The sequence below is a fragment of the Roseateles sp. genome (genome assembly GCF_039595295.1).
GTDB lineage: Bacteria > Pseudomonadota > Gammaproteobacteria > Burkholderiales > Burkholderiaceae_C > Roseateles.
Genome location: NZ_JBCNLU010000011.1, coordinates 1 through 14,636 on the forward strand (window position 1 = coordinate 1; position 14,636 = coordinate 14,636).

General features: G+C 68.5%; 9 protein-coding genes. 6 read left to right on the forward strand and 3 right to left on the reverse strand.

From position 1 onward, the window contains the following. The coding region (locus ABDW59_RS10440) for a heme utilization protein (protein ID WP_343629675.1) at nucleotides 1-4,543 on the reverse strand (4,543 nt) is incomplete at its 3' end. An 888-nt stretch (nucleotides 4,544-5,431) separates the two neighbouring features. On the opposite strand from ABDW59_RS10440, the gene ABDW59_RS10445 reads away from it, so the two are divergent. Both ABDW59_RS10445 and ABDW59_RS10450 read left to right on the forward strand, forming a co-directional pair. Then, nucleotides 5,432-5,596: a hypothetical protein gene (locus ABDW59_RS10445; protein ID WP_343629676.1), complete on the forward strand. Its 165-nt coding sequence runs from the start codon at nucleotides 5,432-5,434 to the stop codon at nucleotides 5,594-5,596. Between the two features lie 105 nt (nucleotides 5,597-5,701). Beyond that, the gene (locus ABDW59_RS10450; RefSeq protein ID WP_343629677.1) at nucleotides 5,702-7,384 is read left to right on the forward strand and encodes an FAD-dependent protein; all 1,683 of its coding nucleotides are present in this window, start codon (nucleotides 5,702-5,704) and stop codon (nucleotides 7,382-7,384) included. 59 nt (nucleotides 7,385-7,443) lie between these two features. Here ABDW59_RS10450 and ABDW59_RS10455 read toward each other — a convergent pair whose 3' ends face one another. Together ABDW59_RS10455 and ABDW59_RS10460 are read right to left on the reverse strand one after the other, a co-directional pair. Continuing rightward, nucleotides 7,444-8,592: a lytic polysaccharide monooxygenase gene (locus tag ABDW59_RS10455; RefSeq protein ID WP_343629679.1), complete on the reverse strand. Its 1,149-nt coding sequence runs from the start codon at nucleotides 8,590-8,592 to the stop codon at nucleotides 7,444-7,446. A gap of 295 nt (nucleotides 8,593-8,887) precedes the next feature. Further along, nucleotides 8,888-10,051: a lytic polysaccharide monooxygenase gene (locus ABDW59_RS10460; RefSeq protein ID WP_343629680.1), complete on the reverse strand. Its 1,164-nt coding sequence runs from the start codon at nucleotides 10,049-10,051 to the stop codon at nucleotides 8,888-8,890. Nucleotides 10,052-10,303: 252 nt separating this feature from the next. On the opposite strand from ABDW59_RS10460, the gene ABDW59_RS10465 reads away from it, so the two are divergent. The 4 genes from ABDW59_RS10465 to leuB are packed head-to-tail and all read left to right on the forward strand — an operon-like array spanning nucleotide 10,304 to nucleotide 14,577. Further along, a complete protein-coding gene (locus ABDW59_RS10465) occupies nucleotides 10,304-11,272 on the forward strand; it encodes a LysR family transcriptional regulator (RefSeq protein WP_343629681.1) in 969 nt (322 codons plus the stop codon). Nucleotides 11,273-11,306: 34 nt separating this feature from the next. Continuing rightward, the gene (gene leuC, locus ABDW59_RS10470) at nucleotides 11,307-12,752 is read left to right on the forward strand and encodes a 3-isopropylmalate dehydratase large subunit (RefSeq protein WP_343629682.1); all 1,446 of its coding nucleotides are present in this window, start codon (nucleotides 11,307-11,309) and stop codon (nucleotides 12,750-12,752) included. A 23-nt stretch (nucleotides 12,753-12,775) separates the two neighbouring features. Beyond that, entirely contained in the window at nucleotides 12,776-13,426 is a 651-nt protein-coding gene (leuD, locus tag ABDW59_RS10475) for a 3-isopropylmalate dehydratase small subunit (protein ID WP_343629683.1), read from the forward strand. 17 nt (nucleotides 13,427-13,443) lie between these two features. Beyond that, nucleotides 13,444-14,577: a 3-isopropylmalate dehydrogenase gene (leuB, locus tag ABDW59_RS10480; RefSeq protein ID WP_343629684.1), complete on the forward strand. Its 1,134-nt coding sequence runs from the start codon at nucleotides 13,444-13,446 to the stop codon at nucleotides 14,575-14,577. Nucleotides 14,578-14,636: the final 59 nt, after the last annotated feature.

A 14,636-nucleotide genomic window follows, 5' to 3' on the forward strand; every position in this document is an offset into this window, starting at 1 on the left:
TGGTGTTCAGCGCGGCCACGTCGGCCGTCTCCATCGTCGACACCTGGGCGGTGCTCAGCGCGGCGACCTGGTTGGTCGACAGCGCCTTGATCTGGCCGCTGGTCAGCGCGTTCAGGTCATCGCTGGACAGGTTGCTGATCTGACCGGTGGTCAGCGCGGCGACCTGCTGGGTCGTCAGCGCGGCGACCTGGTCGGAGTTCAGCGCGTCCAGCTGGGCCGAGGTCAGCGAGGCCAGGGCGTTGGTGCCCAGGGCCTTCAGGTCGCCCGTCTCGAAGGCGGCGATCTGGTCGGTGCCCAGGCCGGCGACCTGCTTGCTGTTCAGCGCGGCGACCTGCTGCGAGGTCAGGGCGACGATGGCGTCGGTGCTCAGCGCGCCCAGCTGGGCGGAGCTCAGCGCGGCGACCTGGGCGGTCGTCAGCGCCTGCACGTCGTCGGACTGCATGGTCGAGATCTGGCCGGTGGTCAGCGAGGCGATCTGGGCGGTGCCCAGGGCCTTGATCTGGCCGCTGGTCAGGGCGTTCAGGTCGTCGCTGGTCAGGCTGCTCACCTGGCCGGTGGTCAGGGCCGCCACCTGCACGGTCGACAGCGCGGCGACCTGGTTGCTGTCCAGCGCGTTGAGCTGGTCGCTGGTCAGCGAGCGCAGCGCGGCGGTGGACAGGGCCTTGAGGTCACCGGTCTCGATGGCGCCCATCTGGTCGGTGGTCAGACCGGCGACCTGCTTGGTCGTCAGCGCGCCGACCTGCGTCGAGGTCAGGGCGACGATGGCGTCGGTCGACAGCGCGCCGACTTGCGCCGAGCCCAGCGCCGCGACCTGCTGGGTCGTCAGCGCCTGCACGTCGTCGGACTGCATGGTCGAGAGCTGCGCGGTCGTCAGCGCGGCGACCTGCTGCGTGCCCAGGGCCTTGATCTGACCGCTGGTCAGCGCGTTCAGGTCGTCGCTGGTCAGGTTGCTGACCTGACCGGTGGTCAGCGAGGCGACTTGCGCGGTGGTCAGCGCCTGGATCTGGTCGGAGCCCAGCGCGTCCAGCTGGTCGCTGGTCAGCGCGCGCAGCGCGGCGGTGTTGAGCGCGCGGACGTCCGCGGTCTCCATCGCGCTCATCTGGTCGGTGCTCAGGCCGGCGACCTGCTTGGTCGTCAGCGCGCCGACCTGCGTGGAGGTCAGGGCGGCGATGTTGCCGGTGGCCAGCGCGGCGATCTGGTCGGAGCCCAGCGCCACGACCTGCTGGGTCGTCAGCGCCTGGACGTCGTTGCTTTCCATGCCGGCGATCTGCGCGGTGGTCAGCGCGGCGATCTGGGCGGTGCCCAGGGCGCGGATCTGGGCCGAGCCCAGCGCGTTCAGGTCGTCGCTGGACAGCGCCTGGATCTGGGCGGTGCCCAGCGCGGCGACTTGCGCGGTGGTCAGCGCGGCGACCTGGTCGGAGGTCAGGGCGGCCACCTGGTCGGTGGTCAGCGCGCGCAGCGCGGCGGTGCTCAGGGCCTTGACGTCGACGGTCTCGATGGCGCCGACCTGGTCGGTGGTCAGGCCGCCGACCTGCTTGGTCGACAGCGGGGCGACCTGCTGCGAGCTCAGCGCGGCGATGTTCTCGGTCGACAGGGCGCCGACTTGCGCGGAGCTCAGCGCGGCGATCTGGGCGGTGGTCATCGCCTGCACGTCGGCGGATTCCATCGTCGAGACCTGGCCGGTCGTCAGCGATGCGACCTGCTGGGTCGACAGCGCCTTGATCTGGCCGCTGGTCAGCGCGTTCAGGTCGTCGCTGGACAGGTTGCTCACCTGGCCGGTGCTCAGGGCGGCGACTTGCGCGGTCGTCAGCGCGCCGACCTGGTTGCTGTCCAGGGCGTTCAGCTGGTCGCTGGTCAGCGAGCGCAGCGCGGCGGTGTTCAGGGCCTTGAGGTCGCCGGTCTCGATGGCGCCCATCTGGTCGGTGCTCAGGCCCGCGGCCTGCTTGCTGGACAGCGCGCCGACCTGCGTGGAAGTCAGGGCCACGATGCTGCCGGTGGACAGAGCGCCGATCTGGTCGGAGCTCATCGCGGCGATCTGCGCCGTGGTGAGCGCCTGCACGTCGTCGCTCTCCATGTTGGCGATCTGCGAGGTCGTCAGCGCGGCGATCTGGGCGGTGCCCAGCGCGCGGATCTGGGCCGAGCCCAGCGCGTTCAGGTCATCGCTGGACATGGCGGCCACCTGACCCGTGGTCAGGGCGGCGACCTGGCCGGTGGTCAGCGCGGCGACCTGGGCGGAACCCAGGGCGTCGAACTGGTCGGTGGTCAGTGAGCGGATCGCGGCGGTCGACAGGGCGCGCAGGTCACCCGATTCAATGGCGGCGACCTGGTCGGTGGTCAGGCCGGCCAGCTGCTTGGTCGTCAGCGTGGCGACCTGCTGCGAGGTCAACGCGACGATGTTGTCGGTGGACAGGGCGCCCATCTGGGCCGAACTCAGCGCGGCGACCTGGCCGGTGGTCAGCGCCTGCACGTCGGCGCTTTCCATGTTGTGGACCTGGTCGGTGGTCAGCGCGGCGACTTGCGCCGTGCCCAGCGCGCGGATCTGGGCCGAGCCCAGCGCGTTCAGGTCGTCGCTGGCCATGGCGGCGACTTGGCCGGTGGTCAGCGCGGCGACCTGCTGGGTCGACAGGGCGGCGACCTGGTCCGAGCCCAGGGCGTCGAACTGGTCGGTGGTCAGCGAGCGGATGGCGGCCGTGGACAGGGCGCGCAGGTCGCCGGTCTCCAGGGCTTGCATCTGGTCGGTGGTCAGGCCGGCGATCTGCTTGGTCGACAGGCCCGCGACTTGGGCGCTGGTCAGCGCGGCGATGTTTTCGGTGCTCAGCGCGCCAAGCTGGGCGGAGCTCAGCGCCTGGACCTGCGCGGTGCTCAGCGCCTGGACGTCGGCGCTTTCCATGTTGGCGACCTGCGTGGTCGTCAGCGCGGCGACTTGGGCGGTGCCCAGGGCGCGGATCTGGGCCGAGCCCAGCGCATTCAGGTCGTCGCTCGACATGGCGGCGACTTGGCCGGTGGTCAGCGCGGCGATCTGGCCGGTGGTCAGGGCGCCGACCTGGTCGGAGCTCAGCGCATCGAACTGGTCGGTGGTCAGCGAGCGGATCGCGGCGGTGGACATGGCGCGCAGGTCACCCGACTCGATGGCGTGGACCTGGTCGGTGCTCAGACCGACCAGCTGCTTGGTCGACAGGGCGGCGACCTGCTGGGAGCCCAGCGCCACGATGGCGTCGGTGGACAGCGCGGCGACTTGCGCCGAACTCAGCGCGGCCACCTGGGCGGTCGTCATGGCCTGCACGTCGTCGGTTTCCATGCCGTTGACCTGGGCGGTCGACAGCGCGGCGATCTGGGCGGTGCCCAGGGCGCGGATCTGGGCCGAGCCCAGGGCGTTCAGCTCGTCGGTGGCCAGCACGGCGACCTGGCCGGTCGACAGCGCGGCGATCTGCTGCGAGCCCATCGCGGCGACCTGATCGGAATTCAGGGCCTGGAACTGGTCGGTGGTCAGGGCGCGCAGGGCGGCGGTGCTCAGCGCCTTGACGTCGCCCGATTCCAGGGCGGCGATCTGGTCGGTCGTGAGGCCGGCGACCTGCTTGGAGCTCAGCGCGGCGGCTTGCTGGGTGGTCAGCGCGGCGATGGAGTCGGTGCTCAGCACACCGATCTGGGCCGAGCTCAGCGCGCCGACCTGGGCGGTCGTCAGGGCTTGCACGTCGGCGCTGCCGACGCCGCCGAGCTGGTCGGTGGTCAGCGCGGCGATCTGGGCGGTGGTGAAGGCGCGAACCTGGTCGGTGCCCAGGGCGGCCAGCTCGTCGCTGGCCAGTTGGCGGATCTGGGCCGTGGTCAGCGCGTTGATCTGCGCGGTGGTGAAGGCGGCGACCTGGTCGGAATTCAGGGCGGCGATCTGGTCGGTGCCCAGCGCGCGCACGGCGGCGGTGCTCAGCGCGTGGACCGCGTCGGAGCTCAGCGCGGCGGCCTGGCTGGAGTTCAGCGCGCCGGCCTGGGTGCTGGTCAGCGCGGCGGCTTGCTGGGTCTGCAAAGCGGCGACGCCCTCGGTGGCGAGGGCGGCGACTTGCTGGGAGCTCAGGGCCTTGATCTGGTCGGTCTTCAGAGCCTGCAGATCATCGGAGGTCAAGGTGCTCATCAGGCTGGTGCTGATGGCGGCGACCTGCTGGGTGCTCAGCGACCGGACCTGGTCGGAGGACAGGGCGTTCAGGTCGTCCGACTCCAGGTTGCGGACCTGCTGGGTGGTGAGGCCGGCGACCTGCTTGGTCGTCAGCGCGCCGAACTGGTCGGAGCCCAGCGCGTTGAGCTGCGCCGAGGTCATGGCCTGGACGGCGGCGGTGGTCAGCACGCGCAGGTCGTCGGACTCGATCGCGGCGATGTTGGCCGTCGTGAAGAACGACACGGACTTCGTGCCCAGCGTCGCGAACTGCGCCGTCGTGAGGGCCTGGAACTGGTCGGTGGTGAACGCTGCCCAGTCTTCGCTGGTCAGGCGCGCCAGGGTCGTCGACGTGAGGGCGGCGATCTGGTCGGTCGTCAGGTTGGTAATCAGCGATGCCATCTTGGAACTCCGTGGGCCTATGGGCGGTGCGCCATAGGCGCGTGGTATTGATCAGCTCGGTTCGAAAGGCACCCGACCTTTCGGTTGCCGTCACACGGGTTTTCGGACCCAGAAATGCAAACTTGAGCTAGCCCAGAAATGGTAGGGGGGCTCCCCTTCACCTGAAGCACACAAAAGGGCCGGGAGTCGGCCTCAGTTCACGGTTACAGATCGCCCGTAAGTCCCGGAATGAGGGGGTCGAAATGTCTGCCTGGGCAATCATTCGCGGCGACCGAGAGGCTTGCTTCTTCAAAGCGGGAGACCAAAGGCGTGTGCTGTACGGTGGGCAGGATCGCCCTGTTTATCGGCGTTGGCGGCGACGGACCTGAGCGGCTGCGCTCCCGAGGTCCGCCGGGACGCCCACGCCGAGGCGCTGTTCGCCTCGTGCGCGGAGCGCATGAAACGCGATGTAAGCGCCGTTACGCGACTCGCCCGCCCGGGCGTTTTTCACGGCCGCCGGACGTGTCGTCGGGTGTCGGTCGTGACATATTCCCGGGGTTTGCGAGGCTCGCTGGAAATGCCGTCCCGGGGTTATGGGGCAGGTATTTGTCATGGCCCTGAATATTCGATATTCCGCGCGATCGAGACGCCCGAGACGCCCGCGCATCGCGCCACCGCCGGTCGCGGTGGTCAGGCGGGACGAGCGGGTGGGAAGGTGGCGGCAGGCGGGCGTGCACTGTCGCGGGCCCGTGAGCGGATGGGAGCGCGCGGTGCGTGTAAACTCCCGCCTTCACCGCTTTTCCGACGCTGCTCAAGGTCGGCCCCGCAGGACGCGTTCCTGCCGCCGCCGAGTCTGTGACTTCGGGTTGGTGTTAACTCAGAACTCAGTTCATTCATTCCGGAGCCAACATGGGCAACAAGATCGTCACCGAAGCCGACCGTCGTGCTTCCCCCCGTCCCGCCGCCCCCAAGGGCGTGACCGTGACCTCGCACCGCGGTCAGAAGAGCAGCCTGGAGCGCGGCTCGCACACCCGCTCGAAGAAGAACCCGGGCAAGCGTCCGCACTCGGGTTGAGATCGCGGGGAGCAAGACCCCGACGATGTCCACGACAGGCCCATGCCGACAGGCGGGGCCTGTTTTGTTTTCAATGTCCGCAATGACGCTGCTCGATCAATCGCCATGATCCGCATCAACGAACTCCGCCTCCCGCTCGATCATCCCGAGGAGGCGCTGCGTGCCGCCATCCTGACCCGGCTGGGTCTGGATCAGGCGGGGCTCAAGTCCTTCACCGTCTTCAAGCGCAGCTACGACGCGCGCAAGAAGACGGCGATGGTGCTGATCTACAGCGTCGATTGCGACATCGGCGACGCGGCCGACGAGGCCGCGCTGCTGGCGCGCCTGGCGGGCGACACGCACGTGAAGCCCTCGCCCGACACGCGCTACCGCTTCGTCGGCCATGCGCCGGCCGACTTCTACGCCGGCGAGCGTCCGCGGCCGGTGGTGATCGGCTTCGGCCCCTGCGGCATCTTCGCGGCGCTGATCCTGGCGCAGATGGGGCTGCGGCCCATCGTGCTGGAGCGCGGCAAACAGGTCCGGGAGCGGACCAAGGACACCTGGGGCCTGTGGCGCGAGAGCGTGCTGGACCCCGAGTCGAACGTGCAGTTCGGCGAGGGCGGGGCGGGCACGTTCTCGGACGGCAAGCTCTACAGCCAGATCTCCGATCCGCGCTTTCTGACACGCAAGGTGCTGACCGAGTTCGTGAAGGCCGGGGCGCCCGAAGAAATCCTCTACGTCAGCAAGCCGCACATCGGGACCTTCCGCCTGGTGAGCATGGTGATCAAGATCCGCGCCGAGATCGAGCGGCTGGGCGGGGAGATCCGCTTCCAGCAGAAGGTCACCGATCTCTTGATGGAGCCGGACGCCGACGGTCACCGTCACGTGCGCGGCGTGCAGCTCGAGTCGGGCGAGCAGCTGCGCACGGACCATGTGGTGGTTGCGCTGGGCCACAGCGCCCGCGACACCTTCACGATGCTGCATGGGCGCGGCGTCTACATGGAGGCCAAACCCTTCTCGATCGGCTACCGCATCGAGCATCCGCAGTCCATCATCGACAAGGCCCGCTTCGGCCCCAACGCCGGCCATGAGCTGCTGGGCGCGGCGGACTACAAGCTGGTTCATCACGCCAAGAACGGGCGCTCGGTGTACAGCTTCTGCATGTGCCCGGGCGGCACGGTGGTGGCGGCGACCTCGGAGCCCCACCGGGTGGTGACCAACGGGATGAGCCAGTACTCCCGCAACGAGCGCAACGCGAATGCGGGCATCGTGGTGGGGATCTCGCCCGAGGACTATCGCCAGGACGGCAAGACCGACGGCAGTCCTGTGAATCCGCTGGACGGCTTCGCGTTCCAGCGCTTCTGGGAGTCGCGCGCCTACGAGCTGGGCGAGGGCAACTACCTGGCGCCGGCCGCGCTGGTCGGCGACTTCATCAAGCGTCAGCGCAGCACGGCGCTGGGCTCGGTGGAGCCCAGCTACAAGCCGGGCGTGACCATGACCGACTTGCAGCAGAAGGGCTTCGGCAGCCTGCCGGACTACGCGCTGGACGCGATCCGCGAGGCGCTGCCCGCGTTCGAGCGCCAGATCCGCGGCTTCTCGATGAACGACGCGGTGCTGACGGGCGTGGAGACGCGGACGTCCTCGCCGCTGCGCATCACGCGCGGCAAGGACTATCAAAGCCTGAACGTCCGCGGCCTGTATCCGGCGGGCGAGGGCGCGGGTTACGCCGGCGGGATCATGTCGGCCGGCGTCGACGGGATCGAGGTCGCGGAGGCGGTGGGGAAGGCGATGCTGGGCATCGACGGCTGAGACCTCTGCCGAGGGCGCGAGGCCCTCGGCGACCGCTCAGGCACTCATTGAAGCGAGCTTCACACCGCCTGCCACAAGGTCGGCGATGTCGCCGGCGTCCAGCCCGCGCCGACGTAGGCCGTATGCGCCTGCAGGCAGCGGTACTGCTTGCCCTGGTAGCTCACGACCTGACCTGCGGTGTAGCTCGCGCCCTCGACCCAGGTCGTGGTGCCGGGATTCGTCGGCGGCGTGCTGGGCAGGATCACGTCCATCGCGTAGCTCGCGCCCGAGTTGGCGTTCTGCAGATAGACGTCCATCACCGTGACGCCGCTGGGTACGACCACCGCGCCGCCCTGCAGGCTGCCCACCTTCACGTAGGCCGAGGTCTGATTCACCCGCGTCGCGAGCTGGCTCAGCCACGCCGCCTTGTTGGCCGCCGCGCTCAGCGTGAGGGAGATGGTCTCCAGATCGTTTCCGGCGCCGTTGAACACGCGCAGCTTGATCTGGCTGCCCGTCGGCAAGTCCTGCGCCGCCGAGACCTGCCCAATCTGCTTCAGCCCCGAGGGCGTCCCCGGCGGCGTGGAAACGCCGCCGAAGTCCACGTCCGAGCAGGCATAGAAGGCCTCGGTGCTGTCCGAGCGCTGCCAGGCCGAGAAGATCACGTGCTTGCCGCTGCGTTTGGGCAGGCTGAGCTTCATCGTGTAGATCGTCTTGCCCGAGGTCACGATCTGATCCGGGCCCAGCTCCGCGACCTGCTCCAGGTCCGACCAGCGCAGCGGCGAGACCGCCGGGTTCCAGCCGTCCTTCGTCAGATAGAACTTCCAGTTCAGCGAGCGGTGCGGCGCGGTGGCGTTGTAGCGGTACTCGTACTTGCCGTCGGTGCCCGGCGACCAGGCCGTCGCCGGCCAGTCTGAACGCGCCAGATCGAAGCCCTTGAACTTCTCCTGCCCGCCGGCGCAGATCTTCAGATCCGGCGCCGCCGCCTGGTGGTTGCCGTTGGCATTGGCCTGGTTGACGCCGTTCCAGTCGTAGATCGCCTGCTCGCCGCCGTAGGCGATCGCGGCCTGACAAGCGGGCAGCGACGGGTTCTTGAAGCAGTTGTACTGGCGCGAGATCGGGAACTCCGGCGCGCCGTGGGCGAGGGCGGTGCGCGGGGCCAGCGCCGCCAGGAAGGCGGTCACGAACGAGGTCAGCGCCAGCGCGCCGCCGAGTCGGGCAGGGGAATGCATCAAGGTCTCCTTGAAGGATATGTGGTTGAGATGCGCCCTGATGCGTGGCCCGACACAACACCAAAGCAGGACCACCATAGAACCTCAAGCAGACCAATGCAAGACGGGAAGCGGTAACGGTTGTCGCAGCGCTGGGCGTCGACGCGGGTCGGGACAGTCGGATCGCCAGGCGTGAGCCCCGGAAACGAAAGAGCCGTCCTCCCGGGACGGCTCTGAATAGAAGGGCGGAGGCGGGAACAGCGGCCGTGCGGCCCCTGGCGCGTGGGTTCACGGGCCAGAGGATGAAGTCATCGCCTCACAGCGGCAGCCACAGCACGTTCACGGAACCCGCCGCGCTGGGCGTCCAGCCGGCGCCCTTCCAGGCGGTGTGCGCCTGCAGGCAGCGGTACTGGCGGCCCTGATGGCTGACGATCTGGCCCACGCGATAGCTCGCGCCTTCGGTCCAGGCGTCCGACGGCGCCGGGCTTGGCGTGACGGGCGGCATCGGGGTGGTGCCGGGCAGCTGGGTGTCCATGGCGAAGCTCACGCCCGAGTTGGCTTGCATCGCGTAGACGTCCATGACCGCAGCGCCGCTCGGGATCACCACCGTGCCGCCTTGCAGGGCGCCGACCTTCAGGTAGGCGGAACTGGCGTTGGCCTGCGTCGCGATCTGCGCCAGCCAGCCGGCCTTGGGGGCTGCGGCGCTCAGCGTGATACCGATCTTCTCCAGGTCGGCGCCGGTCTTGTCGAACACGCGCAGCGTGATCTTGCTCTGCGCCGGCAGGTCCTGCGCCGCCGACACCTGACCGATCTGCTTGAGCGACGAGGGAATCGCCGGCGGCGTCACGCCGCTGCCGCCGAAGTCGACATCGGAGCAGCCATAGAAGGCCTCGCCGCTGTCCGAGCGCTGCCAGACCGAATACAGCACATGCTTGCCGGTCCGTTTGGGCAGGCTCAGCTTCATGAAGTAGGTCTTGTCGACGGTGGTCATCTGGTGGGGCCCGAGTTCGGCGACCAGATCCAGGTCGGACCACTTCAGCGCGCGCGTCGAGGCGTCGAAACCATCACGCGTGAGGAAGAACTTCCAGTTCAGGGTGCGATGCGGCGCGCTGGCGTTGTAGCGGAACTCGTACTTGCCGTCCGCGCCCGGGGAGTAGGGCGTCGCCGCCCAGTCCGCGCGGGCCAGGTCGAAACCCTTGTACTTCTCCTGGCCGCCGGCGCACAGTTTCAGGTCGGGGACCACCGCCTGGTGATTGCCGGCCGCGGCGCCCTGGTTGACGCCGTTCCAGTCGTAGATCGCCTGCTCGCCGCCGACGGCGATGGCCGCCTTGCAGGCCGGCAGCGCCGGATTCTTGTAGCAGTTGAAGACGCGGCCGATGGGGTACTCCGGGGCACCGTGCGCCTGCGCGGGCGCGGCGCTCAGCACGGTGGCGCCGACGGCGGCGGCGGCAGCAGCGGTTCGTAAGAACGTGAGGGTCATGGCTTCTCCTGAGAAGGGGTCAAAGGGAAGCCGCGATTCTTCGAAGTTCGACCGCAGCGGGCACTGGCTCAGGCAGGTGGGATTTCGGTGGGGAACCAGCCTCAACCTGCAGGGCGAGCAAAGCGCGGCGTGCCATCACCCCACGTTCGATGAAAATCTCAAGACTTCGTGAGCGGCGAAGTGGTTATCATGAACGCTCATAGTCTCGCTTTTTGGGCGAAGGCTAAAGTTCAACCCAGCCGCCGCCACGCCATGCGCCTCGACCTCACCACCCTGAATCTCGTGCTTGCGATCGAACAGACCCGATCCATCACTCGCGGTGCCGAGCGGGAGCACCTTGCGCTGGCCGCCGCGAGCAAGCGGATATCGGATCTGGAGACTCGCCTGGGCGTGCAGCTCTTCGAGCGCCGCGCCCGTGGCGTCGAGCCGACGGAGGCCTGCCGCGCGCTGGTGCGTCACATCCGTTCGCTGCATGCCTCGCTGCATGCGCTGGAGAGCGAGGTCGTCGAGTTCGCTCGCGGTATCAAGGGCCATCTGCGCATCGCCGCCAACGCCGGCGCGATCGCCGAAGCGCTGCCGCCCGATCTGGCGGCGTTCTCGCAAGCCCATCCGCAGATCCGCATCAGCCTCGAGGACCAGACCTCGGCCGAGGTTCAGGCCGCCGTGGCGGAAGGCCGTGCCGATGTCGGCGTGTTCACCACCCCGCTGCTGGACAACCGGCTGCAGACCTGGTCCTACCGCACCGGCCGGCTGGCCGTGCTGGTCCCGGCCAAACATGAACTCGTGGGGCGGACCTCGGTCAGCTTCGACGACCTGCTGGAGCACGACCTGGTTGGCCTGCACGGCGGCGCCGCGGCGCAAGAGCTCATGATGCAAGAGGCCATGGCCCGCGGTCGCACGCTCAAGGCGCGCCTGCAGGTGCGCGGCTTCGACGCGATCGCGCAGCTGGTCGAGGCCGGCATGGGCGTCGCCGTGCTGCCCGACGCGCCGGCGCGCCGCTTCGCCCAGGTCTTCGACGTGCATCGCCTGGCTCTGGACGAAGCCTGGGCCCAGCGCGATTACGTGCTGGGCGTGGCGCGCCAGGAACGTCTGCCCACCGTGGTCCAGCGCTTCGTCGATGCGCTGTGCCCCGCCGCCAAGGAGCAGCAGGCCCAGCAAGCGGGCCTGAAGGCCGACGCCAAGCCCGCGGCCAGGATTGATCCGAAGGGCGGCTCGAAGTGAGCCGTCCCGTTTTGAAGTGATGGAGAGCCATCCCATGACCGCCAACATCGCCCACACCGCAGCGCCCCACGCGCCCCGCACGCTCTACGACAAGCTCTGGGACGAGCACGTGGTGCACACCGAGGAAGACGGCACGGCCGTCCTCTACATCGACCGCCACCTGGTGCACGAGGTCACCAGCCCGCAGGCCTTCGAGGGCCTGGACCTGGCCGGCCGCAAGGTCTGGCGCCTGTCCGCCAACCTGGCCGTCAGCGACCACAACGTCCCGACGACGGATCGCAGCCAGGGCATCGCCGATCCGGTGTCGCGCCTGCAGGTCGAGACCCTGGACAAGAACTGCGATCGTTTCGGCATCACGCAGTTCAAGATGAACGACCTGCGCCAGGGCATCGTCCATGTGATCGGCCCGGAACAGGGCGCCACGCTGCCCGGCATGACCGTGGTCTGCGGCGACAGCCACACCTCCACCCACGGCGCTTTCGGCGCGCTGGCTCACGGCATCGGCACCTCTGAGGTCGAGCACGTGCTGGCCACCCAGACGCTGCTGGCCAAAAAGGCCAAGAACATGCTGGTCAAGGTCGAGGGGCGCTGCGCTCCCGGCGTCGGCGCCAAGGACATCGTGCTGGCCATCATCGGCCGCATCGGCACGGCCGGCGGCACCGGCTACACCATCGAGTTCGCCGGCGCCGCGATCCGCGCGCTGTCGATGGAAGGCCGCATGACGGTCTGCAACATGGCCATCGAGGCGGGCGCCCGCGCCGGGCTGATCGCCGTCGACGACACGACCTTGGCCTATGTGAAGGGTCGGCCGTTCACGCCGACCGGCGTCGAATGGGACCAGGCCGTCGAGTACTGGCGTACGCTGCACTCGGACGCCGGCGCCAAGTTCGACACCGTGGTCGAGCTGGATGCCGCGCAGATCCGTCCGCAGGTGACCTGGGGTACCTCGCCCGAGATGGTCCTGTCCATCGAGGATCGCGTGCCCGATCCCGACAAGGAGAAGGACGCCGTCAAGCGCGGCGCCATCGAGCGCGCGCTGACCTACATGGCGCTGGAGCCCAACAAGGCGATCGACGACATCCGCATCGACAAGGTCTTCATCGGCAGCTGCACCAACAGTCGCATCGAGGACATGCGCGAGGCCGCCGCGGTGGTCAAGCGCGTGGGCGGACGCATCGCCAGCAACGTCAAGCTGGCGATGGTGGTGCCGGGCTCCGGCCTGGTGAAGGCGCAGGCCGAGGCCGAGGGCCTGGATCAGATCTTCAAGGCCGCCGGCTTCGAATGGCGCGAGCCGGGCTGCTCGATGTGCCTGGCGATGAACGCCGACCGGCTGGAACCGGGCGAGCGCTGCGCCTCGACCAGCAACCGCAATTTCGAAGGCCGGCAGGGCGCCGGCGGCCGCACCCATCTGGTCAGCCCGGCGATGGCCGCGGCCGCCGCGATGGAAGGCCACTTCGTCGACGTCCGCCGCATCGCCTGAGCGCGCGCACGCAGGAGCAAGACATGGACAAGTTCACCGTGCACAAGGGCCTGGTGGCCCCGATGGATCGCGACAACGTCGACACCGACGCGATCATTCCCAAGCAATTCCTCAAGTCGATCAAGCGCAGCGGCTTCGGCCCGAATCTCTTCGACGAGTGGCGCTATCTCGACCATGGCGAGCCCGGCCAGGATCCGGCCAGCCGCAAGCCCAACCCGGACTTCGTGCTGAACCAGCCGCGCTACCAAGGCGCCTCCATCCTGATCGCGCGCAGCAACTTCGGTTGCGGCTCCAGCCGCGAGCACGCGCCCTGGGCGCTGCAGCAGTACGGCTTCCGCGTGCTGATCGCGCCCAGCTTCGCCGACATCTTCTTCAACAACACCTTCAAGAACGGCGTGCTGCCCATCGTGCTGCCGGAGCGCCAGGTCGCCCGGCTGTTCGACGAGGTCTTCGCCTTCCCCGGCTATCAGCTGACGGTGGACCTGGAGCGCCAGGTCGTGGTCAAGCCCGACGGCGAGGAGCTTGCGTTTGATGTGCAGCCCTTCCGCAAATACTGCCTGCTCAACGGCTTCGACGACATCGGCCTGACGCTGCGTCACGCCGACAAGATCAAGGCCTACGAGGCCGAACGCATCGCCACCAAGCCGTGGCTCAATCATCGAATTACGCGCTGAGCGCGCGGGGGTAGCTCATGAAGATCGCAGTCTTGCCGGGTGACGGCATCGGCACCGAAATCGTCGCGGAGGCCGTCAAGGTCCTGAAGGCGCTGGACCTGCCGCTGGAAATGGAATTTGCGTCCGTCGGCGGCGCCGCCTACGAGGCCAGCGGCCATCCGCTGCCCGAGGCCACGCTGAAGCTGGCTCAGGAAGCCGATGCGGTGCTGTTCGGCGCCGTCGGCGACTGGAAGTACGACAAGCTGGAGCGCGCGCTGCGACCCGAGCAGGCCATCCTGGGCCTGCGCAAGGCGCTGGGCCTGTTTGCGAACTTCCGCCCCGCGATCTGCTACGAGCAACTGACCCACGCCTCCAGCCTCAAGCCCGAACTGGTCGCCGGCCTGGACATCCTGATCATTCGCGAGCTCACCGGCGACATCTACTTCGGTCAGCCGCGCGGCCGCCGCACCGCCGTCGACGGCCACTTCCCGGGCGCCGAAGAGGCCTTCGACACGATGCGCTACTCGCGTCCCGAGATCGAGCGCATCGCCCACGTGGCCTTCCAGGCCGCGCGCAAGCGGGGCAGGAAGGTCACCAGCGTCGACAAGGCCAATGTGCTGGAGACCTTCCAGTTCTGGAAGGACGTGGTCACCGAGGTCCACAAGGAATATCCGGACGTCGAGCTGGAGCACATGTACGTCGACAACGCGGCGATGCAGCTGGTCAAGGCGCCCAAGAAATTCGACGTGGTCGTCACCGGCAACATGTTCGGCGACATCCTGTCGGACGAGGCCGCGATGCTGACCGGCTCCATCGGCATGCTGCCCAGCGCCTCGTTGGACAAGAACAACAAGGGCCTGTATGAGCCCAGCCACGGCAGCGCGCCGGACATCGCGGGCAAGGGAATCGCCAATCCGCTGGCTACAATCCTGTCCGCTGCCATGATGCTCAAGTTCTCCCTCAACCAGCCCGAAGCCGCCGCTCGTATCGAGTCGGCGGTTCAATCCGTGCTGGCCCAGGGTCTGCGTACCGCGGACATCTGGAGCGAGGGCACCCAGAAGGTGAGCACCCGCGAGATGGGTGATGCCGTCGTCGCCGCCATTGCCGCTGGCAAAGGCACGACCACGACCGCGTCGCAGACCATTACCACGACCAAAACCATCAAGAGCTAGTCCGCTCCGGTTCGTCTCGCCCCAACTCACAAACCCGGCGAAGCGAGCCGGGCAGGCTC

What these genes read in the sequence shown, in the direction of transcription:
- ABDW59_RS10455 (WP_343629679.1), bottom strand. Translation starts at nt 8,592, where the DNA reads ATGCATTCCCCTGCCCGACTCGGCGGCGCGCTGGCGCTGACCTCGTTC.
- leuD (WP_343629683.1), top strand. Translation starts at nt 12,776, where the DNA reads ATGGACAAGTTCACCGTGCACAAGGGCCTGGTGGCCCCGATGGATCGC.
- leuB (WP_343629684.1), top strand. Translation starts at nt 13,444, where the DNA reads ATGAAGATCGCAGTCTTGCCGGGTGACGGCATCGGCACCGAAATCGTC.
- ABDW59_RS10445 (WP_343629676.1), top strand. Translation starts at nt 5,432, where the DNA reads ATGGGCAACAAGATCGTCACCGAAGCCGACCGTCGTGCTTCCCCCCGT.
- ABDW59_RS10460 (WP_343629680.1), bottom strand. Translation starts at nt 10,051, where the DNA reads ATGACCCTCACGTTCTTACGAACCGCTGCTGCCGCCGCCGCCGTCGGC.
- ABDW59_RS10465 (WP_343629681.1), top strand. Translation starts at nt 10,304, where the DNA reads ATGCGCCTCGACCTCACCACCCTGAATCTCGTGCTTGCGATCGAACAG.
- leuC (WP_343629682.1), top strand. Translation starts at nt 11,307, where the DNA reads ATGACCGCCAACATCGCCCACACCGCAGCGCCCCACGCGCCCCGCACG.
- ABDW59_RS10450 (WP_343629677.1), top strand. Translation starts at nt 5,702, where the DNA reads ATGATCCGCATCAACGAACTCCGCCTCCCGCTCGATCATCCCGAGGAG.